This window comes from Acinetobacter sp. Brlt_5 (assembly GCF_051949055.1).
Classification (GTDB): domain Bacteria; phylum Pseudomonadota; class Gammaproteobacteria; order Pseudomonadales; family Moraxellaceae; genus Acinetobacter; species Acinetobacter indicus.
This window is the reverse complement of record NZ_JAYJLP010000011.1, coordinates 81,466-105,411: the sequence shown is the minus strand read 5'-3', so window position 1 is coordinate 105,411 and position 23,946 is coordinate 81,466. Positions and strand designations below refer to the sequence as shown.

Sequence of the window (23,946 nt, the reverse complement as noted above, 5' to 3'; positions counted from 1 at the left end):
CGCGCTGATGGTAGTGTGGGGTTACCCATGTGAGAGTAAGTCATCGCCAGCTCATTATTCAAAATCCCCCAAGCAAAAGCGAGGGGGATTTTTTTATGCAGAAAATTTGTGTGCTTAATAAAGCAAAATAAAACTTATGTCTAATGAGAATAATATATAAAACTTTAATTATTAATAGGATTGTAGACTAATGTTCAATTCTTATTTTCTGTAAATTGTGTGAAAGTTGCACCATCTACTCCGCTAGCAAAGTGTGGATGAAGAAGGCTCGAAATGAGGGTCTTCATTATGGGTTGCTATGGAAGTTCACTGAAACACAGACTCACAGGAGGTGAGGAATGACACATCAAACTATTAACGTAAATGATGTCATTGATCACGCAAAATTTAAACCATTTCATTTTAATGTAGTGGCATGGTGTCTACTGATCATTTTATTTGATGGTTATGATTTAGCCATTAATGGTGTGGTATTGCCTTTATTAATGGACGAGTGGGGCTTAAGTGCGGTGCAAGCCGGTATGCTGGCCAGTACTGCATTGGCAGGGATGATGTTCGGTGCCATGATTTTCGGCTCGCTGGCCGACAAAATTGGCCGTAAAAAAGTCATCATGATCTGTATTGTGTTATTCAGTGGTCTAACCTTCGCAGGTGGCTTTGCTTCTAATCCGACAGAATTCGGTATTTTGCGCTTCCTGGCCGGTTTAGGGATTGGTGGGGTGATGCCTAACCTGGTGGCTTTAACCTCTGAATACGCGCCAAAGAACATGCGTAGTACGCTGGTGACCACCATGTTTAGTGGTTATGCAGTGGGTGGTGTGATGGCAGCATTATTGGGTGCCTGGTTAACCCCAAGCTTTGGCTGGGAAATCATGTTCTTTATTGCCGGTATTCCACTGTTGCTGTTGCCAATTATCTGGAAATTCCTGCCTGAATCGCTGATGTTTATTGTGAAGGAGAACAAGCAGGAACAGGCGCGTCCAATCATGGCCCGCTTGGCCCCAGAAGTGCAGATTAGCAATGAAACCAAATTTGAACTGCATCAGGTTGATGTGCCGGAAGCAGCCAACGTGGTAAGTCTGTTCAAACGTGGCCGTGCGTTAAACACCTTATTGTTCTGGTTAGCGTTCTTTACCTGCTTGCTGACCATGTACGCCTTAAGCAGCTGGTTGCCTAAACTGATGATGGCGGCAGGCTATTCAATGGACAATAGTCTGATGTTCATGATGGTGATGAACGTGGGTGCCGTGGTTGGTATTGTCGGCGGTGGTATTCTGGCTGACCGTTTCCATCTGAAACCGGTGTTGATGTTCCTGGGGATTATGGGCGCGATTGTGATGAGTCTGATGGGCTTCCAGTCAAACCAGTTCTTGCTGTACATCTTGGTATTCTTGGCGGGTGCGGCGTCAATCGGTTCACAAATGTTGCTGTATAGTTATGTGGCGCAATACTATCCACTGGCAGTACGTTCAACCGGAATTGGCTGGTCATCTGCAATTGGCCGTATGGGTGCGATTGTTGGACCAATCCTGATTGGTGGCTTACTCGGTATGAACCTGCCAGCACACTTCAACTTTATTGCTGTCGGTTTACCGGTATTGATTACCGCAATTGCTGTAGCGCTAATCATGAGTGAAGATGAAGCAGAACAGATTAAAGCAGGCAAAGCGGCGATTGCCAAAGCCTAATTGGTATTAAATGAAAAAAGCCTCCATAGATTGGGGGCTTTTTTTATGGCATTAAGAAAACAAAAACCACAGATAAAAAGAAACCCCATCATCCTGACGGGGTTTCTTCGTATTTCGTGCTTTAGGTATAACTCCTGTCGTACCTCACGATCCTGGTGCGCAAACTAATTATTGTTGTTTTCCGTTTGGGAAACGTCCTGTTTCCTGATAAATTTAGAATACGAAAATTCTGGGTTTGCTCCTAGCCTCAATTGTCTTCATTCGGTGTAAGCCAAAACGGACAAAGTCCGGCAGGTTACGCAAGTGCTCTTGGTCAAAACTGGCTTTGGGCTACAATCAAAATATTGTCTGTTCTGTTTTAGGAAATGTCATGGCAAAACTACAACAATATTTGACCTGGCCTGCGGCATTGCTCATCGCAGGATTAACCACCGGATGTAATGCCCAGACCGAGCCTGCCAATTCAGCGAAAGCCGCCCAAAGCAGTGAAACTAGCAAGACCAGCCAGTCTTATCAGCTGGAACGGGTGGCGCGCTTACAGGAACCGTGGGCGATGGCTGAGCTGCCCGATGGCCGCTTGTTAATTACTGAAAAGCGTGGACGACTCAAATTGTTTAACCCGAGCAATAAACTGCTGCTTGAGGTTAAAGGTGTCCCCAAAGTTGCCTATGGCGGGCAGGGCGGTTTGGGTGATGTCGCGCTGCATCCACAGTTTGCCCAGAATCGCTGGGTCTATTTAAGTTATGTGGAAGCCGGCACAGGCGGTTATGGCGCGGTGGTGGCGCGTGCCGAGCTGGATTTAAAAGATGCGGCTCAGCCACAATTGAAAAATGTACAGCAGATCTGGGTCCAAGTGCCGAAAGTTCCGGGGCAGGGGCATTATGCCCACCGGCTGTTATTTGATCAGGCCGGCTATTTGTGGGTCAGTTCGGGAGAGCGACAAAAGTTTGACCCGGCACAGGACCTGAATTCCAATTTAGGGAAAATCTTACGTTTAAATGCAGATGGTAGCGCTGCGCCAGATAATCCGTTCCGTGCTCAGGGCCAGATTGCGGCACAGGTATGGAGCTTGGGGCATCGGAATCCCTTAGGTATGGCATTTGACCCGGCGGGGCAGCTGTGGGTAATTGAGATGGGACCCAAAGGCGGAGATGAGCTGAACCGGATTGAAAAAGGCGCCAATTATGGCTATCCGATCGTGTCCAATGGCGATCATTATAGTGGTCAGCCAATTCCGGATCATGCGACCCGGCCAGAATTTAAAGCGCCAGAACTGGACTGGACCCCGGTTATTTCACCTTCGAGTTTAATCTTTTACCGTGGCGATCAGTTTCCACAGTGGAAAAATAAGGCCATTGCCGGAGGATTGTCGTCGCAGGCGATTATTGTGATTGATACCCAGGCTCAACCGGTACGTGAAGTACAACGGCTGGACATGAAACAGCGTATTCGCGGGGTGATTGAAGCGCGTGACGGTCATTTATGGGTGATTGAAGATGGTAAAGGCGCCAGCTTGCTGAAAATGACAGCCAAATAATGAATTCGTAGATAATAAAAAGCCCCGACGTCCTGTCGGGGCTTTTTAGATTCAGTTCTCAGATATCACTCCTGTTATATCTGTGCGTGCATCCTGCATGCGGCTTATGATTATTGTTTTATGCAACGAGACCTCCTGTCCCGGTATGGTTTTAATATACGTCAGGCGATCAGAACCAACCAGCCGCAAAACCCGACAAGTACTGTACGCTCAGGTGTACAACAGCGATTGATTTAAAATAGCGCATCATCCACACCAACCAGAAAATAAAGGACTGAAATAAAAGAAGCCCGAACATCCTGTCCGGGCTTCTCTGGATTCATTATTCCGGTATAACTCCTGTCGTACCGATCAGCATCCTGCTGTTGTTGCTTTTATTGTTATTGTTTTGATTTAAGAGACCTCCTGTCTCTGTATGTGGGTACTATAAAATGAAAGCGCTCTGCGCCCTAGTCGCAGTTCACCACAGCTGCTGTAAGAAAATGCTTACAGGGCTGCTGGCATTATGAGCTGACATATTGAATCAGCTTGTCAACTACCTGTTTCAGGGTCTTGTCATCAAATTCATTCGGTTCAAAGCTTTCGCTACGGTTACGGCTAAAAATATCGCGGATTTCCACCACTGCATTGCTGTCAATCAGTCCCAGCTGGGTGCCGACCTGACGGATCTGGTCAATCGAGCGTGATCCATTGGTGGCACCATAGCCGATATAAGCCGCCGGTTTGCCTTGCCATTCTTTGCCTAAGTAATCCAGCGCATTTTTTAAGGCCGGGCTATAGCCATGGTTATATTCGGGGCTGATAAAAATAAAGGCATCGCCCTGGGCAATTTTGTCGGCCCATTCCTGTTGACGCGGCTGGTCATAAATACCGCTTAGCGGCGGATTCGGACCGGCAAATAGTGGCAGGTTCCATTCTTTTAAATCGACCAGCTCGGTTTGCACGGTACTAAAGTTATAGCTTTTAATGGCCTGCTGTACCCAGTGTGCGACTTTAATAGCGGTACGTCCCTCGCGTACACTGCCGACAATAATCTGAATATTCATATTTTATCCTGTGTTGTTTTTGCTGTAGGGATCAAATTAACGTGAATTGCGTTAGCCTGAATAGAGTCAGTTTGTATTTGCATCATGAAAATGGCATAAAAAAAGCTCCCGAAGGAGCTTTTCAAAAATGCGAACTTTTATTTCAGTTGAATGCCTTGCTGGCCCGCTGGAGTGACTTTAAAGATTTCCACTTCAAAGGTAATATCTTTGCCAGCCAGTGGATGGTTAAAGTCGACTTCAGTGATGTCATCATTGACCGATTTGACCACGCCATACAGGCTTTGTTTGGCCTTGTCTTCAAACTCGATCATGTGGCCTTCAACCGGACGCTGTTCAAACTTGACGGTGTCAAAGGTTTGGACATTTTCCGGGTTCCATGGACCAAAAGCTTCTTCGGGCGGCAGGCTGACGGTACGACGGTCACCAGCACGCAAGCCAAACAGGGCTTTTTCAAAACCCGGTAACAGGCTGCCATCGCCCATCACCAGACTGACCGGTTCGGCACGGCTACGGGTATTGTCAATTTCCGGACCGCTTTCAATGGCCACAGAAAAATGAAGTTCAACTTTAGAACCCGCTTCAATACGAGTGTCTTCGTTCGGATTGATAAATTCAGTCATGTTGCGCCTGCGCACGTTGAATACGGTGTTTTTCCAGGAAAAACGTGTCAATAAGAAGCAAGATGGCGCCTAAGGTAATGGCACTATCTGCAATATTAAAGGCAGGGAAGTGGCTGTTGTTGTAGTAAACATGAATAAAGTCGACCACATAGCCCAGAGCGACCCGATCAATCAGGTTACCAATGGCCCCGCCCAGAATCAGGGCAATGGCCAGCGGTAATACCAGCATGTTCTTTGGCATACGCATCAGCCAGAACACAAAGATCACGGACACCAAACCTGCCAGTGAGGTGAAGAAATAGCGTTGCCAGCCACCCGCATCGGACAAGAAACTAAAGGCTGCGCCATAGTTATGCAGTAATGTCCAATTTAAAAAGGGCAGCACAGGCACCGGATCTGCATAATTCAGATGGGTGACTGCAATCCATTTGGTCCATTGATCCAGAATAATCGCCACAATAGACAGTCCGATCCACCACAAATTGTGTGGATAGAACTGGAATAAGCCCTTTTTCGGTTGTGGATTAGGCATATTTTCTCTCTTCGCCTTGGCCTGTCGGGAGGTTAATAATACAACGACCACATAAACCTGGATGTGCAGGATGTGTATTCACATCTGGCAGGACGTGCCAGCAGCGTACACATTTCTCGCCATCTGCCGCAGACACTTTCACGTTCAGACCGTCAAGATCAGAAGCTTCGCCTTGTGCGGCATCAAACTCATTCACAATCACCTGAGAGGTAATCAGGACAAAACGCAGTTCATCGCCCAGTTTATCCAGCACTGCTTTCAGCTCGGCATTGGCCCACAGCTCCACTTTGGCAGACAGGTTCGAACCGACGGTTTTTGCAGTACGCGCCGCTTCAATAAACTTGTTCACGGCAGATTTTACTGCAATTAAAGTCTGCCATTCGCTTTCAGCCAGCACGTTGGCTTCAGAGGCCACCGGCAGCTCATACCATTCAGCGGTGAATACATATTTTTCTGATTGCTCAGGAATCAGTGGCCATGCTTCTTGGGCAGTGAAGCTCAGGATTGGCGCCATCCAGCGTACAAAGGCCTGTACCAGGTGATACAGCGCAGTTTGTGCAGAATGACGCGCTTGCGAGTCCGCTTTGGTGGTGTACTGACGGTCTTTGATGATGTCGAGGTAGAAACCACCCAAGTCATTAATACAGAAGTTGGTCAAGGCGCTGGTGACGATATGGAAGTTCATATCTTCATAGGCTTTCTTGATGGTTTCTTGTACTTCAGACGCACGTTGCAGGATGTATTGATCCAGCGCAATCAGCTGATCCACCGGCAGGGCATCAGTCGATGGTTTAAAGCCGTTTAAGTTGGCCAGCAAGAAACGCAGCGTGTTACGAATACGGCGGTAACCGTCTGAGGCACGGCTAAAGATTTCTTTACCGGCGGTCATTTCATAACGGTAATCCGCAGAGGCAATCCAGAAACGTAAGCCGTCTGCACCCATGTCTTTAATGATGTCTTGCGGGGTAATGATATTCCCGAGTGACTTCGACATTTTGCGGCCTTTTTCATCGACCACGAAACCATGCGTTAACAAGCCTTTGTATGGCGCACGTTCATTGATCGCAATCGAGGTCAGCAGTGAAGACTGGAACCAGCCACGGTGCTGATCCGAACCTTCAAGGTACAGATCGGCCGGATCTTGCAGCTCTTCACGTTCACGCAGCACGGCATAGTGGGTTGTACCCGAGTCAAACCAGACGTCTAAGGTGTCACGTACGGCGTTGTAGTGTTCAGCATCATCACCAATGAAGTCTTTGGCTTCACGGTTATACCAGCCATCAATACCTTCCTGTTCGATCAGTTTAGCCACTTCTTCGATCAGTTCAGGGGTACGTGGATGCAGTTCGTTGGTGTCTTTATGCACGAAGAACGGGATTGGTACGCCCCAGGTACGCTGACGCGAAATACACCAGTCCGGACGGCCTTCGATCATTGCCTGAATCCGGTTTTTACCCCAATCTGGCACGAAGCTGATCTCGTTTTCAATTGCATTCAGGGCGCCTTGGCGTAAACCTTTGGCATCCATGCTGATAAACCATTGTGGTGTGGCACGGAAGATAATCGGGGTTTTATGACGCCAGCAGTGCGGATAGCTATGCTTGATTGGATGATGTGCCCACAATTTGTTGGCTTCGCCCAGCGCAGCAATAATTTGCGGATTGGCTTTATAAATATGTTCACCGGCAAAAATTGGCGCAGTCGGTAAATACACGCCATTGCCGCCCACCGGGTTGTCGACTTTCAGGTTGTATTGCAGGCCGACTTTATAGTCGTCTACACCGTGGCCCGGTGCAGTATGCACGGCACCTGTACCGCTGGCATCGGTGACGTGTTCACCCAGAATCACCGGCACTTGACGCTCAGTAATTAACGGATGTTGCAGCACCAGATTTTCCAGTTTGCTACCGGCAAACTCGGCCAGCACTTCAACCGAGCTGAAGCCATAACGCTGGGTCGCAGATTCTACCAGTGTTTTTGCCAGAATAAAGTTTTGCTCGGCCTGTTCTTCACCACGCGCCTTGACCAGTTGATATTCAAGTTCGGCATGTAATGCCACGGCTTGGTTGGCTGGCAGGGTCCATGGGGTGGTGGTCCAGATCACGATATCGGTTGAGTCTTTAACGTCAACACCCAAACGTGCAGACAAATCAGCTAAGTCAACCACTGTAAAACCGACGTCAATCGCATCGGATTTTTTATCTTCATATTCAACTTCAGCTTCTGCCAGCGCTGAACCACAGTCCAGACACCAGTTCACTGGCTTCAGGCCTGGCTCGATATGACCGGCTTTGGCAATGGCACCCAGAGAACGGACAATATCTGCTTCCTGCTTGAAGTTCATGGTCAGGTATGGGTTGTTCCAGTCGCCGAACACGCCCATACGGATAAAGTCTTTCTTTTGTAGTTCGACCTGGGTGTAGGCATATTCACGGCAGGCTTTACGGAAGGTCGAAGCATCAACTTTGACGCCGACTTTGCCAACTTTTTCTTCAACTTTCAGTTCAATTGGAAGACCGTGACAGTCCCAGCCTGGCACATATGGCGCGTCAAAACCGTCCATGACACGACTTTTAATGATGATGTCTTTCAGGACCTTGTTGACCGCGTGACCAAGGTGGATTTGACCATTGGCATACGGAGGGCCGTCATGAAGCACATATTTTTTCTTGCCGATACGCGATGCACGAATCTGCTGATAAATGTCATCGGCATACCACTCTTCTAACCATTTCGCTTCACGTACTGCGAGGTTTGCTTTCATTGCAAAGTCAGTACCTGGGAGGTTCAGTGTGGCTTTATAGTCCACTGCATTTTCAGGAGTTTGCTTATCGCTCATGCAAGTTGTCTTCCAATTTAATCAGCCATTTGACTGACACGTTTTACAGTAAAAATGTGAGTTATTCAAAAGGGAATTTTGGGGTGCTGCGGCGAAACTCAAGCAGTTTCTCCACATCATCATCAATTCCAGCTTTTAAGGCTTCAAGCGAAGGATAGTCCTTTTCGCCATGTAAATAGTTTAAGAACGTCACCCGCATTAACAGGCCATACAGATTAGCAGAAACCTCGGGGAAATGTACTTCTAATCGCCATTCCGGATGGTCCTGTTTGATGGCTGGTCGGGTGCCGACATGACCGGCGCCAAACAGCGCGGTCGGGTCATAGCCGGCAATTCCCGGCTGGTTCGGATTCTCTGCCTGAACTTTGGCTTGTAAGGATTCAGTTTCACAGAGCACTTCCACGCCATAAATCCCGTTCAGGCAGGGTTTATGCCGGTTCAGACGGACATTAATGGTTGGAAAATCAATGGTCCGGCCAATCTGGTCGCCGTATTGTACCCGGCCAGTAATGCTATACGGGCGCCCCAGCAATTTGGCTGCCAGCGCTAAATTGCCGGCCTGCAAGGTCTGACGGATCCGGGTCGAGCTGACCCGTTCACCATCGGCCAGAATAGTGTTTAAGTTGGTGACCTGAAAGCCGTATTGCTGCAAAAACTCGCTATTGCCCTGACGGTTTTTGCCAAAATGGAAGTCATCACCCAGCACCAGACTGTGGGCATTGAGTTTATATTTGAGTATGTCGGCAAAGGCTTCGGCGCTTAAGCTGCGGAAATAATTATCAAATTTGGCGACTGCAATATAGTCTACACCCAGCTCGGTTAAGTATTCGACTTTTTCTCTTAAGGAGCTGATGCGCGGCGGTGCCTCATAGCCTTTAAAAAATTCCAGCGGCTGTGGCTCGAAAATCATCACTAGGGTTTTCAGCTGCTGGGCTGCTGCCAGCTGTTTTAGCTGGGCAATCATGGCCTGATGTCCCAAATGCACGCCGTCAAAATTACCGATGGTAACGGCAGTTTTTTCCAGTTGAAAATCAGGCGCTAAAGCATTCAGACGGAGGAGCTGCATGGGCAAAGAATGACGTTATACATTAAGAAAGGCTATATATTGCCATATTCTCACACATTCGTCTTGTTGTTCTGTTTTTATGCAAAATTTTTCTTGCTCATTTTTGACCGGTGCCACAGCACTGGCGGGTTTTTATCAGGAGCGAATGAAAATGGAAACGCGTAGCCAGTACTGAAAAGCTGCATAGATATGAAAAAAAGTGGAGTCGTTGGAAGACCTGTCATTTCAGGGATAGCTTTTATTTTTCTGCCTTTTGCTTTCTAATGTGGCTCCCAGCAACTGCGGTAGAGAAGCAATAATGTCGGATCTGGCCTTAATTATGGCATTGCCGAGTGAATCCAAAGGTCTGTTTGAACAGGCTGGCATCGAGGTGCATTATAGTGGTATTGGCAAGATTAATGCTGCCTTTAAAGCCTTTGAGGTAATTCAGAAAACTGGCTGTAAAACCCTGTTAAATTTAGGTACGGCCGGCAGCTCCTATTTTAATGCGCATGAGCTGGTGGAAGTGACCCAGTTTGTACAGCGTGATATGGATGTATCGCCGTTGGGTTTTCAGGTCGGAGTGACACCCATGGATGACGATCATCCGGCGGAAATTCATTTGCCGCAGCATTTTTCCCATTTACCGGCTGGTATTTGTGGCACCGGTGACAGCTTTGAAACTGGTACACCGAAAGTGGCCTGTAATCTGGTGGATATGGAAGGCTATGCGCTGGCCAAGGTCTGCAAAAAACTGGATGTACGGCTGATTTCCGTCAAATATATTACCGATGGCGCCAACGATACGGCACATCTGGACTGGGAAGAAAATCTGTTGCTGGGGGCGAAAAAATTATTGTCGTTATATCAGCAGAGTGGTTTTTAGTTCGGCGACCATAGCAAACTATGGTCGTATGCCAAAATCATGCTCAATCGTCGATTGATTCTGAGGGAGGTGCGGTATTCAGTTCTGGACGCGGCACAATACCATAAAGCATCAGATGCACGGTATGCTGGATAATGCGCTGCTGCATGCTGCGGTTGCGCAGGGTTTTGCCGGTGACCATTTCCATTTGCGTCGCGAAGTCTGCATAGTTCTGGGTCAGGGCCCAAATATTCAGAATCAGCAGTTCAGGGTCAATATCTTTGGAGATTTTGCCTTGTTCCTGCCAGTTGCTGATGACTTTGGCTTTACGCTTGACCAGTTTTTTCAGCGGACCTTTCAGGATTTCCAGAATATGCGGGGCACCCTGAATCACTTCCAGCGCAAACAGGCGTGAAGCTTTTGGCTGGGTGCGAGACACTTCAATCTTTTGCAATAAGTAGTTGGTGATCGCTTCTTCAGGTTCAAGCTCGGCTTCCAGCATTTGCAGTGGCGCCAGCCATTTCTGTAATACAGTGGTCAGCACTTCTACATATAACGCTTCTTTATTTTCATAGTAATAGAAAATATTCGACTTATGCATTTCTGCAATCTGAGCGATTTCATCTAAGCTCGCCCCATTAAAACCGTATAAGGAAAATACGTCGAGTGCTGCGTTCAGCAACTGATGTCGTTTTTGAGTACTCTTTTTTTGTTCCATTAGCAATTAAAAAACAATGAAAAGGGGGAATCACGAATTGTACGTCAAATCATCAGTTTTGTGCATCCTCGTCTATTGCAAATTATGATAAATGCAGCAGAATTTTGTAGATTAACTAATAATTTCCCCAGGATTGTTAAATTTAAGCCCTATAAAGCACACTTTTTGAGTCTGGTAAAAAATATAACTGAAGACTTGATTTCAAAGATTTTTTATTCTTTTATTTTAAATCAAAATATAAGACATAGTTTATAGAAATAATCCTGCATCTATTCGGGCCTATGTCACAAAAGTTTCATAAACCGAGATGAAGTTTTACCCTTAAATTGAGCCGGAATTTAAGGGTAAAGCGGCGGGGCAAGCTCAGACCAAAATTAATCCTCACGTGGCCAAGACTGCATCTAGCACCTGCTGCTCCAGTTCGGCAAAGGCGATACTTTTTTGTCGTGGACGCGGTAAATTGACCTGAAAGGTTTTGGCAATATGACCACGATCGAGCAGAATAATCCGGTCGGCCAGCTGTACCGCTTCACTGACATCATGGGTGACTAAAATGGCAGTAAAGCCCTGTTCGGTCCAGAGCCGTTCAATCAGCTTCTGCATTTCCAGACGGGTCAGGGCATCCAGTGCGCCCAAGGGTTCATCTAGCAATAAAATCCGCGGTTGATGTGACAGGGCACGTACCAGCGCGGTACGTTGTCGCTGACCGCCAGACAGTTGTGAGGGCCATAGGCCAGCTTTATCTTTCAGACCAACTTTTTCCAGTAATGCACTGGCATGTGCGTACTGGTCTTTGCCCAGACCAAGTTGCACATTCTGCTCGATACTGCGCCACGGTAGCAGACGCGGGTCCTGAAACATCACCCGGATATCATCCGAGGTAATGCCTTCGCGGATATGCCGTGCCGACTTAAATTTGATTTCGCCGTAGCTTGGTTTTTCCAGATCGGCAATTAAACGCAGCAGGGTGCTTTTGCCACAACCACTGCGTCCGACAATGGCCAGAAATTCGCCCGGCTGAATATGCAGGTCTAGGTCTTGCAGCACCTTCACCGAACCATAAAACTTGTGTAACTGCTCAATCAGGATTTCCGCGCCTGCCACCGCCTGCGGCTGAATATCCGGATTGCTGCGCAGTTTCGGGCTGCTGTGCTCGGCATGCAAGCCGGCAATTAAATTACTCATCTTCGCTTACTCCTTATTTCTGGTAACCGGCATGCCAGCGCAGTAAATAGCGTTCCAAAGCCACGGCCAGCACATCGGCCAGTTTACCCAGCAGGGCATACAGCAGGATGCCGACCAGCACGATATCGGTCTGTAAAAACTCACGCGCGTTCATGGTCATATAGCCAATCCCGGACTGGGCGGAGATGGTTTCGGCGACAATCAGCAGCACCCAGACCAGACCTAAAGAAAAGCGCAGACCGACCAGAATTGAAGGCATTGCACCCGGCAAGATAATTTCCTTATACAGCTGCCAGCGGCTCAGGCCGTAGTTTTTGCCCATTTCAATCAGCTGTGGATCGACCGAGCGAATACCATGATAGGTGTTGATGTAAATCGGGAAGAACACGCCAATCGCAACCAGAAATAATTTGGCTGTTTCATCAATCCCGAACCAGAGAATCACCAGCGGAATCAGCGCCAAAGCCGGAATATTGCGGATCATCTGCAAGGTGGTGTCCAGCAGGGTCGAGGCGGTTTTGGAGGAGCCATTTAACAGACCCAGCAGCAGGCCCAAACCACCGCCAATCAACAAGCCGAGGAGGGCACGTCCGGCACTGACCTGAACGTGCTGCCACAGCTCGCCACTGACCAGTAAGCCCCAGAAGGCACTAACCACTGCCGTTGGTGCCGGTAAAATCCGGCTTTCCAGCAGGCCGGTACTTGAGGCCAGTTGCCAGAAAGCAATCAGTAATAATGGCACCAGCCAGGGCAGCACCCGCTGCCCAAATGATGTTCCACGTGAAACTTTGGCCTCTGCCAGCTGCTCCAGGGAAATGGTTTTACTCATCAGGCCGGCTCCTTCAGCTGTTTGCTCGCCTGGCTGTCTGCGGCGACATAGTTATTCGCAACAATTTCCCCAAAAGGACCGGTCAAATTCGGTTGTGCCAGTTTCTTGCGGGTTTCCAGCGGCAACAGCGGGAACACCAGTTCGGCAAAACGGATGGATTCTTCCAGATGCGGATAGCCGGAGAAAATAAAGGTGCTAATACCCAGGTCGGCATATTCCTGAATACGGGCCGCCACTGTTTCAGGGTCACCGACCAGTGCCGTACCGGCTCCACCACGTACCAGGCCTACGCCTGCCCAAAGATTTGGGGAGACTTCCAGTTTGCTGCGATCGCCATTGTGCAGTTCAGCCATACGGCGCTGACCGACGGAATCCATCGCTTTAAACTTGGCCTGTGCTGCGGCAATGGTGGCATCATCGACATACTGGATCAGCGCGTTGGCTGCTTGCCAGGCTTGCTCATTGGTTTCACGTACAATCACATGCAGACGGATGCCATAGTTTAGACTGCGGCCTTTGGCCGCGGCTTTGGCACGTACCGTTTCAATTTTTTCTTTTACTGCTGCCGGCGGTTCGCCCCAGGTTAAATAGGTGTCGACCTGATCGGTGGCCAGCTCAATGGCTGCATCGGAAGAGCCACCAAACCAGAGCGGTGGATATGGTTGCTGGACTGGTGGATAGAGCAGCTTGGCTTCATCGACCTGTAAACGTTCGCCGTGGAAGCTGAACGATTCACCTGTATGCGAGCGGGTTAAAATTTCACGCCAGATGGTGGTGTATTCCGCAGCCGTTTGATAACGCGTGGCATGATCTTCATAGACACCATCACCTTTCAGTTCCTGTTCATCACCACCCGTGACCAGATTCAGCAATACCCGGCCGCCAGATAAACGGTCAAACGTCGCCGCCATACGCGCTGCTAAAGCCGGTGTGGTCACGCCTGGACGCAAGGCCACCAGAAATTTCAGGTTCTGGGTCGCATCAATTAAACTGGCTGCAGTAATCCACGGATCTTCGCAAGAACGGCCGGTTGGAATCAGCACACCTTCATAACCTAAATTGTCCACTGCCACCGCAATCTGTTTCATATAGGCATGATCGACCTGACGGCCACCTTTGCTGGTACCTAAATAACGACTGTCACCATGGGTGGGAATAAACCAGAAAATTTTCATATTATCGTCCTTTATTTCAATGGGATTACTCGGTCATCAATCTGCAGTTGGAGCCGTCCAGACAATGGGCTGGACCTCAATCGGTTTTGGAATCAGCTTGAGCTGATAGAACTGGTCAGCAATTTTCTGCTGAGCCTGAATGACCGTCGGATTTAAGCTTTGAATCGGTGATGGTTTCAGGCGGCGGTCAAAGGCGTTTTTGGCGACCGCCGGGTCCAGGCCGGTATTTTTCTGATAAATTTCTAGGGCCTGAGACTGGTGTTTAACAATCCACTGATCCGCGGCATTCAGGGCCGTCAGAAAGCCGGTGGTGGCCTGTGGATGTGCGGCAATAAATTTGGGATTGGCCACATAAAACGAATAGGTCTGGTCAAACTCACCGGTCTTGATCAGCGGGCGGGCCTGTCCATGCAGTTCAGCCGCAGACAGGAACGGGTCCCAGATGGCCCAGGCATCAATCGACTGCTTGTCAAAGGCAGCACGTGCATCGGCCGGTGGCAGCCAGATTGGCTGAATATCTGACCAGTTCAAGTTGGCTTTGGCCAGCACTTTGGCCAGAAATTCATGGGCATTGGAGCCTTTTTGCAGGGCAATACGTTTGCCTTTTAAATCCTGCAGGGTCTGTATGGCACTTTGCTGCGGCACCACTAAGGCCAGCGAATGGTCGGCATAGACTTCATAGCCGACATAGTTCAGCTCCTTGCCAGCCGCCTGGGCAAAAATGGGCGGGGTATTCCCCACTGAACCATAATCGACTGCGCCAACGGCCAGGGCTTCCAGCATTTGGGGTCCGGCCGGAAATTCTTTCCATTCAATTTTGGCTCGTGGGAACTGCTGTTCCAGCAGTTTTTCATCACGTGCCACCAGTAAATTTAAGGAAGATTTCTGGTAGCCAATAGAAATGGTTTTCACCGCCTGTTCAGTTGAGTTGTTGTCTGTTACCGCCTTGTGGGCTTCCGGTTTCTGGCAGCCGCTGAGACCCAGTCCCAGCGTGGAAATGCCCAGCAGCGCCCAGGTTGTTAATTTACGCATCTTTTATTCCTCATTCTTGTTGTGTCGACTGCGTATTCAGCAGGGCCGCCTGAATCTGAATTTGCTGTGGAATCAGCTTTTGCTGATAAAAGGCATCAGCTACATATTGCTGTTCTTTGGCCACGTCACTAGAGATGGCCTGTACGCCAAAGCCCATACGGGAAATTGAAGTTTTTAAGACCTCGACATCCAGGCCGGTCGGTTTTTGCAGCAGTTGAGCCGCTTCATCCTGATGCTGGACCACCCATTGTGTGGTGCTGTTCAAGCTTTGCACCACGGTGTCTAGAACCTGCGGATGCTGCTCGGCAAACTGACGATCCGCCAGATAGAACTGATGGTTGCTGACCAGATTTTCGCCGGTGGCAATGACCCGTGCGCCAATCTGATGTTCGGCTGCGGCAAAGAATGGGTCCCAGATCACCCAGGCATCCACCGAACCACGTTCAAAGGCTGCGCGGGCATCGGATGGGGGTAAATACACCACTTGAATATCGTGCAGGCTAAGCTGGTTGGCTGCTAACAGCTTCAGCAGCAGATAATGCACATTGGAGCCTTTGTTCAGAGCAATGCGTTTGCCTTTTAGATCCTGCACCGACTGAATGGCCGAATCTTTAGGCACAATTAAGGCCTCAGCTAGCGGCGCTTTAAGCTGGTTGGCCACATAAACCAGTTTGGAATTGGCTGCCTGCGCAAAAATGGGCGGTGCTTCGCCGGCTTCACCAAAGGCCACACTGCCGACATTTAAACCTTCCAATAATTGCGGACCGGCTGGAAATTCTACCCATTTCACCTGTACACCCTGGGCTTTTAGGGCCTGCTCCAGTTCACCGCGCTCTTTGACAATCGGTAAAATGCCGTATTTCTGGAAGCCGATATTCAGGATAATGTTGTCGGCGTCTTTGGGGCTGCTACAGGCAGTCATGAACATGGCACCCGCCACCACGGCAGATAAAATAGCGCTTCGAGTTGAAAAAATACGGCGTAGGCTGCTCATGAAAATACCTGCTCTCGGAAATTAAAAAATTCAAAAGTGGAGAATGAGAGCTACCTTAAAGATTTTTCTTTTTCGAAAAAAATAACAAATCAGGAATTTCTAATCAGGAAAAAAGATAAATAAAGATGTGCAAATCTTATGCATAAATCTGATTTATAAAATAGATAATCTATTAAAAGCTTAAGTGTTAAATTGTTGTATTTAAAATATTTTTATGGAATTGAAGGCGCAGGAATAAGCTTATGCCCATTCCTGCTAATGTAAGATGCAGCAGAATTGGGCCGGCTGCAGATAAGCATATGTCAAATTGAGCTAAAGCCGGCCTTGAACAAGCATAAAGAGCGCATTCTCGCTCTTTTAAGGGCGAGTTAGCTCTTTTTTAGTGACTTGGATTTTTTTGCATTTTTTTCAGAAGTTGGTGTTCTTTGATCAGACTAGGTGAGTGACTTTTTACAGACCAGTGAATTGCGCTGGTAGTTGTATAAGGCTTGGCGGGCATTGGGTAAGTCATCGACACTGGCCGGCTCAAAGCCCTGTTCCAGAAACCAGTGCGCAGTACGGGTGGTCAGAATAAATAGCTGCTGAATGCCAAGACTACGGGCTTTATCTTCCAGATAATGCAGAATCTGGCTGCCGCGATTGGATTTACGATAGGCCGGATGTACCGCCACGCAGGCAATTTCCGCCGAGCGCAGTTCATTGTCGCTGACCGGTAGCGGATACAGCGCCGCACAGGCCAAAATGGTGCCATCACGTTCAATCACCGCAAACTGTTCAATTTCATTTTCCAGCCGTTCCCGTGAACGGTAAACCAGCACACCTTCTTCTTCCAGCGGGCGCAGCAGGCTGATGAGACCACCGACATCCTGAATATTGGCGGTGCGCACTTCTTCATAATGCGCATCGGTAATCATGGTGCCGGCACCATCGCGGGTAAACAGCTCTTCCAGTAGTGCGCCATCAGAGGCATAGGAAATCAGATGTACGCGATTGACGCCCTGAGTGGCAGCATCCTGTGCACCGCGTAAATGCAGGGCCATTTCCGGCTGGCTGGCCTGATACAGACCAATATAATGATTGAGCTGGGATGGGCGGATTTCACGTTGCAGCTGACCCTGTTCATTCAGTAAACCCTGCTGTTTGCCCAAGAAAATCAGCTTGTCGGCTTGCAGGCGAATCGCGGTTTTGGTGGCGACTTCTTCAGCCAGTAAATTAAACACTTCGCCCGTCGTGGAATAGCCGGTCGGACCGAGCACGACAATATTATGATTGTCCAGATGACGCTGAATGGCATCGGTATCGACACTGCGCACTTCGCCGGTCAGCTGGAAATCAACCCCATTACGAATACCATAGGGCTTGGCGGTAATAAAATTGCCCGAGACTACATCAATGCGGGCGCCGTACATCGGCGAGTTGGCCAGTCCCATCGACAGCAGGGCTTCAATTTGCAGGCGAATTGAACCGACCGCATTCATGACACAGCTTAACGATTCGCGCGTGGTAATGCGGCGCTGCTGATGAAACGGGGTGTCGATTTGGCTGGCCTGTAAATTCTGGTTAATCTGCGGACGGGCACCATGCACCAGCACTAGCCGGATGCCCAGCGAATGCAGCAGGGCAATATCATGAATAATATGCTGGAAATTGTCATGCAGGACTGCTTCACCATCAAACATCAGCACGAAGGTTTTGTTGCGATGGGCATTGATATAAGGCGCAGAATGTCGAAACCAGTGCACATATTGCAAAGTTGTGCTGTGTGATGTTTCGGTAGAATTCAGGTGCATGCCGGTCTCAATCAAGCAAAAGTCTTATAGTGGATTCTAATCAAAAAATACCGGGGCGTAAGCTGAAAAAATAAAAAAACACCTGAACGGGGTGGTTCAGGTGTAAAGAGGGAAGGGAAAATGAGACGAAACCCTTAGCCCATAATGCGAATAATCCGGTTGGTACGTTCGTTGATCATCACGTAATCGCCATTAATTTTGTACCACTGCTGATAACGGCCGGTGTTTGGTAAACGGCGCGCTTCGCGGTCACTGACTTTATAACGGGACTGGTCATAGGCACGCGGTAAGGTCTGGCCCACACGCCAGTCACGGCTCGGATTCACGCGCACAACCGGACGTTTATGATCACGGTCCCAACGGCTGTCCTGATGTTTGTAGTGGGTTGTCGCACGACGGTCATGATCACGATGATCAGGCGCAGCCATAGCTGTAGTAGCCATAAACGCACTTAAAGACAGGGCAATGGTGGTTAATACTTTTTTCATGACGCTCACCTTTGAGTCAAACTGTATATCTCTGGAATACCTTCAAATTAACCAGAAAGTTGAGATAAAGGATGAGAGCAATTGAGATGAATTGTGAAAATCATGAAGAAAAAGCGGAGAGCCTGAAAGCCCGCTAGCATCTGCCCTACAGCCAAAATAGCAGTTTGAGGAAGTGCCGATATAAAAAAGCCCAAACTGATGTTTGGGCAACCGAGGAGTGGGACTGAAACGGTTGGAGTGCAGCTTAGAACGACAGGATTTTAAGAATACTGTGGGTATCGGCATTGACCAGAATATAGTCATTATTGACCTTATACCACTGCTGCTTGCGGTCCGGTTTAGGCAGGTTATGTTCTTTATATTCGACTTTGTAGCCATTGCCACGATAATGCTGCGGCATGACATAACCGGTTTGCCATGTATGCTGCTGTAAACGCTGATAGCCCCGTTCTTCACGCTGGCGGCGTTTTTCATAAACCTCTTTCGATTCACGATATTCACGATGTTTTTTGCCCTGACCGTGCTGACGTGACTGTTCATAGCCGCGTCCCGGATTGTCAAATTGAGGTGCAGCCGCAGTGATCCCGCTGGCCAGCAACGCACTGAAAGAGATCGCCATAACTGTCACTATCTTTTTCATGTGAAAAAACCTCGTTTATCGTCTTTTATTTCACTGTGTCTTACTGTACGAAAAAAATGCAGAGAAACTGTGAAGAAAGATCGTTAATTCTTTATCGAAAGCAGAGATATTTTGGATATTATGCTGGAAAAGTAACAGATGATGAAAGACTTATCTGTTGTCACGTGAACTGGTTATACAACATTGGGCGCAAAAAGCCTAGCCCGTATTTCCGGGATTCTGCCCGCAGTCAGTTCCATTGCTGGCTTAAGTCCTGCAGGGAGTCGATGGCATGGGCCAGACATTCGGCCTGTTGGCCATCTTCAAGTACAGCCAATAAGCTGGCGGGCAGTTGTAAGTGTTCAATGGAACGGATAATGTCATTTTTACGTTGCTGGTCGACCATGTGCTACTCCTTCAATTGATTCATTGCGGTTGAGTAGCAGTATAGGTCGGATGTTTTAATTTTAAAAACCGAATAATATTATAAAAATGATTTAAAAATACGATTTACGGTTTGGCAGTGCATAAAATTTAGCAGCGTATAAAAAAGGACCCGCAGGTCCTGGATTCAAGCATGTGTTTAGTAGGCATATTTCAGGTCAGTATAGTCGGTGAGTGACTTCTGGATATGTGCCTGAATAAATTCACGTACATCTTCAGCGCTCATTGGCTGGCCCTGTTTGGTAATCACATGCTCGACCGGGGCTTGGCCATCGACCAGAATCCGGTAGACAAAGTTTTTATAGACGGCATAGTCCTCGGCCTGTTTATAAATACCGGTGACATAGCTGTAGTGATGTTCAAAGTTTAGATCGGTATGCGAAAAGATAAACTGGTCAAACAGTTTCAGGTTTTGCCCGGCCTCGAGTGCCTGCAGCTCATCGAGAATACTGGCTTCAAATTTCATGCCGTATTTTTCAGAAATGGCTTGACCATTAATCAATAAAGACACCATGCCATCTTCATGGGTCGTTACTGTGATATTGCTAAAGTCAGACATGGGTATCTCGGGATAATCAGAAACAGGGCTTTAGTATCGGCAAATTTTGCTGAAATTCAAGCCGACTTAAGCCCAAACCGGTATATTTACGCAAAGTGGAAGCAATTACAGCTTTATGGATGGGCATAAAAAAGGAAGCACAGGGCTTCCTTCATGGATACAGCAAGGGCATTAATCCTGCGCATCAATACTCTGGCCGTTCATGTGCAGACTGTCATCGCCCATTAAATATAAATAGGCTGGCATGATTGATTCCGGTGTCGGCAAGGTTTTCGGGTCTTCATCCGGATAGGCCTTGGCGCGCATGGCGGTGCGGGTCGCGCCCGGATTAATGCAGTTATAACGGATATTCGGATGTACATTTTCCTGGGCAAACAGTTTGCTGACCGCTTCAATGGCAATTTTAGACACCGAATAGGCGCCCCAACGCTCACGTACTTCACGACCGACGCCCGAACTGGCAAATACCACCGAAGCATGTGCCGATTTTTCCAGTAAAGGCAGCAGTTCCTGGGTCATAACAAAGGGTGCACGCAGGTTGACGGCCATCACATCATCCCAGACATCAGCCGGATAATGCACCAGTTCGGTCCGTTCACCCAGAATGCCGGCATTGTGCAAAATGCCATCCAGACGGCCAAACTGCTTGTCGAGCGTATCGACCAGCAATTCATAATCACGCGATGACGCACTGGACAGCTGTAGCGGAAGAATGGCTGGCTGCGGCGCGCCTAAACCTTCAATTTCATCATAGATGACTTCCAGTTTATTCAGGGTGCGACCATGCAGGACAACGGTTGCGCCGTGCAGTGCAAAGCTGATCGCGGCTGCACGTCCAATACCGTCGCCCGCACCTGTAATCAGGATCACGCGATCTTTGAGCAGATCAGGGCGAGGTTGATATTCTGAATATTTCATGATCGACCTCCGTTTTTTTGCTGTAATTATGAAGTGATTGAATGTTGTTGTTGCTGTGACAGCATCTGGTGCAAGACCTGATGTAATTCTGTGACATTATTCACTATACAGTCTGCCTGCCAGGCTGTTAAGTCATCTTTGTGTTGTAAGGGTAAATAGCCATAGGCGGCTAAAATGGTGTACATGCTGGCATTGCGTCCGGCATCAATATCACGTGGATGATCGCCGACATAAATACACTGCTGCGGTTCCAGTCCCAGCTGTGCTGCGGCCAGATACATCGGTTCCGGATCGGGTTTGGTCTTGCTGACATCTTCCGGGCAGACCAGTACCGCACAGCGTTCGGTCAGGTTCAGGGCTTTTAACAGCGCTTCACTGAGCCAGCGTGGCTTGTTGGTGACAATACCCCAGGGAATTTGCTGCTGTTCCAGCTGCTCTAGCAGTGGATACATGCCTTCAAACAGGTCGGTTTCTACCGCAATATCGGCGCCGTAAAGGTCTAAAAAGCGCTGGCGATGGCCTAAAAAGACCGGGTCTTCCACTTCCAGCTCCGGATATACCAGCTTGACCATGGCGCGTGCGCCTTCAGAGACTTGGGTGCGAATCTGCTCGGCGGCGACAATGTCACAGCCTTTATCGCGGCACATGTCCTGAATAATGCGGATAAAGTCGGCCGCGGTATCAATTAAGGTGCCGTCGAGGTCAAATAAAACCGCTTTCATTGGCCACCTTCATTCAGGGTATGCACCATATAGTTGACATCAACATTGGGCGCCAGCCAGTAGCGTTTGGTCAGTGGGTTATAGTGCAAACCGGTCATATCTTTCAGTTTCAGGCCGGCATTGCGAATATCGTGTGCCAGTTCGGACGGCTTGATAAATTTATGATAATCATGCGTGCCTTTGGCCAGCATACGCAGCACATATTCCGCGCCAATAATCGCAAATAAATAGGCTTTCGGATTACGGTTAATGGTCGAGAAGAACACATGGCCGCCCGGTTTGACCAGCTTCTGGCAGGCCTGAATAATTGAGGCTGGATCGGGTACATGCTCCAGCATTTCCATACAGGTCACCACATCGTACTGGCCAGCCTGTTCTTCTGCCAGTTGCTCGACCGGAATCTGGCGATATTCAATATTTTCGACGCCTTCCTGCTGGGCATGTAAACGTGCCACATTCAGCGGCGCCTCGCCCATATCAATCCCGAGTACATCGGCACCACGGCGCGCCATGCTTTCCGAAAGAATACCGCCGCCACAACCGACATCCAGCACTTTTTTGCCAGCCAGTCCGCCTGAATGTTCATCAATCCAGTTTAAACGGAGCGGGTTAATTTGATGCAAAGGGCGGAACTCAGAATGCTGATCCCACCATATAGCTGCGAATGCTTCAAATTTGGCAATTTCTTGCGGATCAACATTCAGTTGCGACATTGGTGTCACCTCAATCAAGTTATTATGATTTCAAAAAGTCTATGCTGTTTAGTGTAGCGTTTATTCTGGAAAAAGCGATAAAAGCCGTAAAAAAGTTCACAGAAGCAAAACGAAAACGGCATAATTGATTTATAGTGTTCGCATAAGCTAATCATAACGATTTATGAGGACAATAAGTTCAATGAAAAAGTTTCTTTTGGGTAGCCTTGCAACCGCAATGTTTGCAATTTCAAGTGGCGCATGGGCGGCCAATTTTGTTGAAGGCCAAGACTATCGCGTACTGGCCAATCCGGGCAAAGTCGATGTGCCGGGTAAAATTGAAGTCCGTGAATTCTTCTGGTATGGCTGTGGCCACTGCTTTACCTTGGAGCCGCATATGCAAGCCTGGCTGCGTAAGCTGCCAAAAGATGTGAACTTTGTGCGCACTCCGGCTGCCATGAACCAGGTCTGGGAAATGAATGCGCGCGGCTATTATGTGTCGGAAGCACTGGGTGTCCGTAAACGTACCCACTTGCCGTTATTCCATGCCATTCATGACAAAGGCCAGCAGATTTTTGACCAGAAATCCCAGGCCAAATTCTTTGTCAAATACGGTATTCCTGAAGCCAAGTTCAACAGCATGTTTAACTCTTTTGCGATTACCTCCAAAGTGGCACAGGCCAATAAACTGGCGCGCCAATACCAGCTGACCGGTGTGCCGGCAGTGGTGGTTAATGGTAAATATGTGGTGTCGGGCGATAACGGCAAAGTGATTCAGGTGGTGAATTACCTGGTCGATAAAGAACGTAAAGCCAAATAAAAGCCCAACATGATGTTAAAAACCCGCTGTTTAAAGCGGGTTTTTTAGTGCTGCGTTTTCATGCATTGTGGTGCTTGGGCGTTCCCAATGGCTGATACCACGAAACAGTAATTGCACCTGGATAATGGTCTGCTCGGTAAACTGTTGCTGCTGCTGGCTTAGGGCCTCACCTTCAAACTGGCGACTGAGGCCAATCCAGCTCATGGCCCAGTTAAAGGACAGGTTAATTAAAATATTGGCCAGTACTTTAAAATCTTCCGGGTGTTCAAAATGCTGTACGCTTTCGACCCGTTTCAGGTCGTTGGCAAAATCATCAATTAAAAACTCGATTTCCCGGGCAATGGCCTGACGCACCGTGGCCGAGCCGCCCCAACGCTCGGCAATTAAAAAAATCCATTGCTGCGGATGCTGATCCACCGCCTGAAAAAACAGTTCGACGCTGGTCCGGGTTTTGGCATTGGGCAGATATAAATAGGCCTGACCCAGCTGATGCAGAATGCTTTTTAAATGCAGCGCCACCTGATCGACCAGTTCTGCACCGAGTTCATCCATATCCTGAAAATGCCGGTAGAACGCCGTTGGCACCAGCCCGACATGGCGGGAAATCTCCCTTAAGCTGATGCTGCTAAAAGAGCGCTCGGCAGTACTTAAGGTCAGGGCCGCATCTAAAATGGCCTGACGACTTTGCTGCTTACGTTCTTCCCGAATCGACATGTCACATCCCTGATACTGTTTAAAAATTCATCTCTGTGGCTATTATAGAGCAGAATCGGCCCGGGCAGCAGCCAT

The 23,946-nt window shown here is 48.5% G+C and carries 24 protein-coding genes; 4 read left to right on the top strand and 20 right to left on the bottom strand.

What is annotated here, in order from left to right:
* Nucleotides 1–338: 338 nt before the first annotated feature.
* Both VF685_RS09290 and VF685_RS09285 read left to right on the top strand, forming a co-directional pair.
* Nucleotides 339–1,688, top strand: coding sequence for an aromatic acid/H+ symport family MFS transporter (locus VF685_RS09290; protein WP_016658670.1), 1,350 nt, complete (start codon nucleotides 339–341; stop codon nucleotides 1,686–1,688).
* A gap of 370 nt (nucleotides 1,689–2,058) precedes the next feature.
* Nucleotides 2,059–3,225 carry a PQQ-dependent sugar dehydrogenase gene (locus VF685_RS09285; protein ID WP_005181040.1) on the top strand — a complete coding sequence of 389 codons (1,167 nt, stop codon included), beginning with the start codon at nucleotides 2,059–2,061 and terminating at the stop codon, nucleotides 3,223–3,225.
* A gap of 503 nt (nucleotides 3,226–3,728) precedes the next feature.
* Here the strand turns inward: VF685_RS09285 and VF685_RS09280 are convergent.
* From VF685_RS09280 to ribF, 5 genes are all read right to left on the bottom strand, one after another.
* Nucleotides 3,729–4,271: an NADPH-dependent FMN reductase gene (locus VF685_RS09280; RefSeq protein WP_005181039.1), complete on the bottom strand. Its 543-nt coding sequence runs from the start codon at nucleotides 4,269–4,271 to the stop codon at nucleotides 3,729–3,731.
* Between the two features lie 137 nt (nucleotides 4,272–4,408).
* Nucleotides 4,409–4,891: an FKBP-type peptidyl-prolyl cis-trans isomerase gene (locus VF685_RS09275; protein WP_005181033.1), complete on the bottom strand. Its 483-nt coding sequence runs from the start codon at nucleotides 4,889–4,891 to the stop codon at nucleotides 4,409–4,411.
* A complete protein-coding gene (lspA, locus tag VF685_RS09270; RefSeq protein ID WP_163170499.1) occupies nucleotides 4,884–5,423 on the bottom strand; it encodes a signal peptidase II in 540 nt (179 codons plus the stop codon). Before lspA ends, VF685_RS09275 begins: the two co-directional genes overlap by 8 nt.
* The gene (gene ileS / locus VF685_RS09265; RefSeq protein ID WP_104472324.1) at nucleotides 5,416–8,262 is read right to left on the bottom strand and encodes an isoleucine--tRNA ligase; all 2,847 of its coding nucleotides are present in this window, start codon (nucleotides 8,260–8,262) and stop codon (nucleotides 5,416–5,418) included. Before ileS ends, lspA begins: the two co-directional genes overlap by 8 nt.
* A 61-nt stretch (nucleotides 8,263–8,323) precedes the next feature.
* Nucleotides 8,324–9,328 carry a riboflavin biosynthesis protein RibF gene (ribF, locus tag VF685_RS09260; RefSeq protein ID WP_016658673.1) on the bottom strand — a complete coding sequence of 335 codons (1,005 nt, stop codon included), beginning with the start codon at nucleotides 9,326–9,328 and terminating at the stop codon, nucleotides 8,324–8,326.
* Between the two features lie 298 nt (nucleotides 9,329–9,626).
* Here ribF and VF685_RS09255 point away from each other — a divergent pair, with 298 nt between their 5' ends.
* On the top strand, nucleotides 9,627–10,193 hold the full coding sequence (locus VF685_RS09255; protein WP_005181021.1) for a 5'-methylthioadenosine/S-adenosylhomocysteine nucleosidase family protein: 567 nt from the start codon (nucleotides 9,627–9,629) through the stop codon (nucleotides 10,191–10,193).
* Between the two features lie 43 nt (nucleotides 10,194–10,236).
* On the opposite strand, the gene VF685_RS09250 is transcribed toward VF685_RS09255, so the two are convergent.
* The 14 genes from VF685_RS09250 to ubiG all read right to left on the bottom strand — a co-directional run bounded on the left by VF685_RS09250 (nucleotide 10,237) and on the right by ubiG (nucleotide 22,358).
* Complete coding sequence (locus tag VF685_RS09250) at nucleotides 10,237–10,890, bottom strand: TetR family transcriptional regulator C-terminal domain-containing protein (RefSeq protein ID WP_005181018.1); 654 nt, start codon at nucleotides 10,888–10,890, stop codon at nucleotides 10,237–10,239.
* A 381-nt stretch (nucleotides 10,891–11,271) separates the two neighbouring features.
* The gene (locus VF685_RS09245; RefSeq protein ID WP_016658676.1) at nucleotides 11,272–12,075 is read right to left on the bottom strand and encodes an ABC transporter ATP-binding protein; all 804 of its coding nucleotides are present in this window, start codon (nucleotides 12,073–12,075) and stop codon (nucleotides 11,272–11,274) included.
* Nucleotides 12,076–12,088: 13 nt separating this feature from the next.
* Entirely contained in the window at nucleotides 12,089–12,904 is an 816-nt protein-coding gene (gene ssuC, locus VF685_RS09240) for an aliphatic sulfonate ABC transporter permease SsuC (RefSeq protein WP_180074848.1), read from the bottom strand.
* A complete protein-coding gene (ssuD, locus tag VF685_RS09235; protein ID WP_180074849.1) occupies nucleotides 12,904–14,079 on the bottom strand; it encodes an FMNH2-dependent alkanesulfonate monooxygenase in 1,176 nt (391 codons plus the stop codon). Before ssuD ends, ssuC begins: the two co-directional genes overlap by 1 nt.
* 36 nt (nucleotides 14,080–14,115) lie before the next feature.
* The gene (locus VF685_RS09230) at nucleotides 14,116–15,111 is read right to left on the bottom strand and encodes an aliphatic sulfonate ABC transporter substrate-binding protein (RefSeq protein ID WP_160240812.1); all 996 of its coding nucleotides are present in this window, start codon (nucleotides 15,109–15,111) and stop codon (nucleotides 14,116–14,118) included.
* Nucleotides 15,112–15,121: 10 nt separating this feature from the next.
* On the bottom strand, nucleotides 15,122–16,105 hold the full coding sequence (locus VF685_RS09225; protein WP_286385161.1) for a sulfonate ABC transporter substrate-binding protein: 984 nt from the start codon (nucleotides 16,103–16,105) through the stop codon (nucleotides 15,122–15,124).
* A gap of 434 nt (nucleotides 16,106–16,539) precedes the next feature.
* Nucleotides 16,540–17,895, bottom strand: coding sequence for an amino-acid N-acetyltransferase (argA, locus tag VF685_RS09220; RefSeq protein WP_127799908.1), 1,356 nt, complete (start codon nucleotides 17,893–17,895; stop codon nucleotides 16,540–16,542).
* A 134-nt stretch (nucleotides 17,896–18,029) separates the two neighbouring features.
* On the bottom strand, nucleotides 18,030–18,383 hold the full coding sequence (locus tag VF685_RS09215) for an RcnB family protein (RefSeq protein WP_286385160.1): 354 nt from the start codon (nucleotides 18,381–18,383) through the stop codon (nucleotides 18,030–18,032).
* A 244-nt stretch (nucleotides 18,384–18,627) separates the two neighbouring features.
* Nucleotides 18,628–19,023, bottom strand: coding sequence for an RcnB family protein (locus VF685_RS09210; protein ID WP_127798993.1), 396 nt, complete (start codon nucleotides 19,021–19,023; stop codon nucleotides 18,628–18,630).
* Between the two features lie 229 nt (nucleotides 19,024–19,252).
* The gene (locus VF685_RS09205) at nucleotides 19,253–19,408 is read right to left on the bottom strand and encodes a hypothetical protein (protein ID WP_164844941.1); all 156 of its coding nucleotides are present in this window, start codon (nucleotides 19,406–19,408) and stop codon (nucleotides 19,253–19,255) included.
* 177 nt (nucleotides 19,409–19,585) lie between these two features.
* Nucleotides 19,586–20,005 carry a hypothetical protein gene (locus tag VF685_RS09200; protein ID WP_075167942.1) on the bottom strand — a complete coding sequence of 140 codons (420 nt, stop codon included), beginning with the start codon at nucleotides 20,003–20,005 and terminating at the stop codon, nucleotides 19,586–19,588.
* Nucleotides 20,006–20,176: 171 nt separating this feature from the next.
* The gene (locus VF685_RS09195) at nucleotides 20,177–20,923 is read right to left on the bottom strand and encodes a YciK family oxidoreductase (protein WP_005180975.1); all 747 of its coding nucleotides are present in this window, start codon (nucleotides 20,921–20,923) and stop codon (nucleotides 20,177–20,179) included.
* A gap of 26 nt (nucleotides 20,924–20,949) precedes the next feature.
* Nucleotides 20,950–21,645: an HAD family hydrolase gene (locus tag VF685_RS09190; protein ID WP_075167943.1), complete on the bottom strand. Its 696-nt coding sequence runs from the start codon at nucleotides 21,643–21,645 to the stop codon at nucleotides 20,950–20,952.
* Complete coding sequence (ubiG, locus tag VF685_RS09185) at nucleotides 21,642–22,358, bottom strand: bifunctional 2-polyprenyl-6-hydroxyphenol methylase/3-demethylubiquinol 3-O-methyltransferase UbiG (protein WP_005180969.1); 717 nt, start codon at nucleotides 22,356–22,358, stop codon at nucleotides 21,642–21,644. The genes VF685_RS09190 and ubiG overlap by 4 nt, the downstream gene beginning before the upstream one ends.
* Before the next feature lie 181 nt (nucleotides 22,359–22,539).
* On the opposite strand from ubiG, the gene VF685_RS09180 reads away from it, so the two are divergent.
* Nucleotides 22,540–23,157 carry a thiol:disulfide interchange protein DsbA/DsbL gene (locus tag VF685_RS09180; RefSeq protein ID WP_075175029.1) on the top strand — a complete coding sequence of 206 codons (618 nt, stop codon included), beginning with the start codon at nucleotides 22,540–22,542 and terminating at the stop codon, nucleotides 23,155–23,157.
* A 30-nt stretch (nucleotides 23,158–23,187) separates the two neighbouring features.
* Here VF685_RS09180 and VF685_RS09175 read toward each other — a convergent pair whose 3' ends face one another.
* A complete protein-coding gene (locus VF685_RS09175) occupies nucleotides 23,188–23,871 on the bottom strand; it encodes a TetR family transcriptional regulator (RefSeq protein WP_180108493.1) in 684 nt (227 codons plus the stop codon).
* Nucleotides 23,872–23,946: the final 75 nt, after the last annotated feature.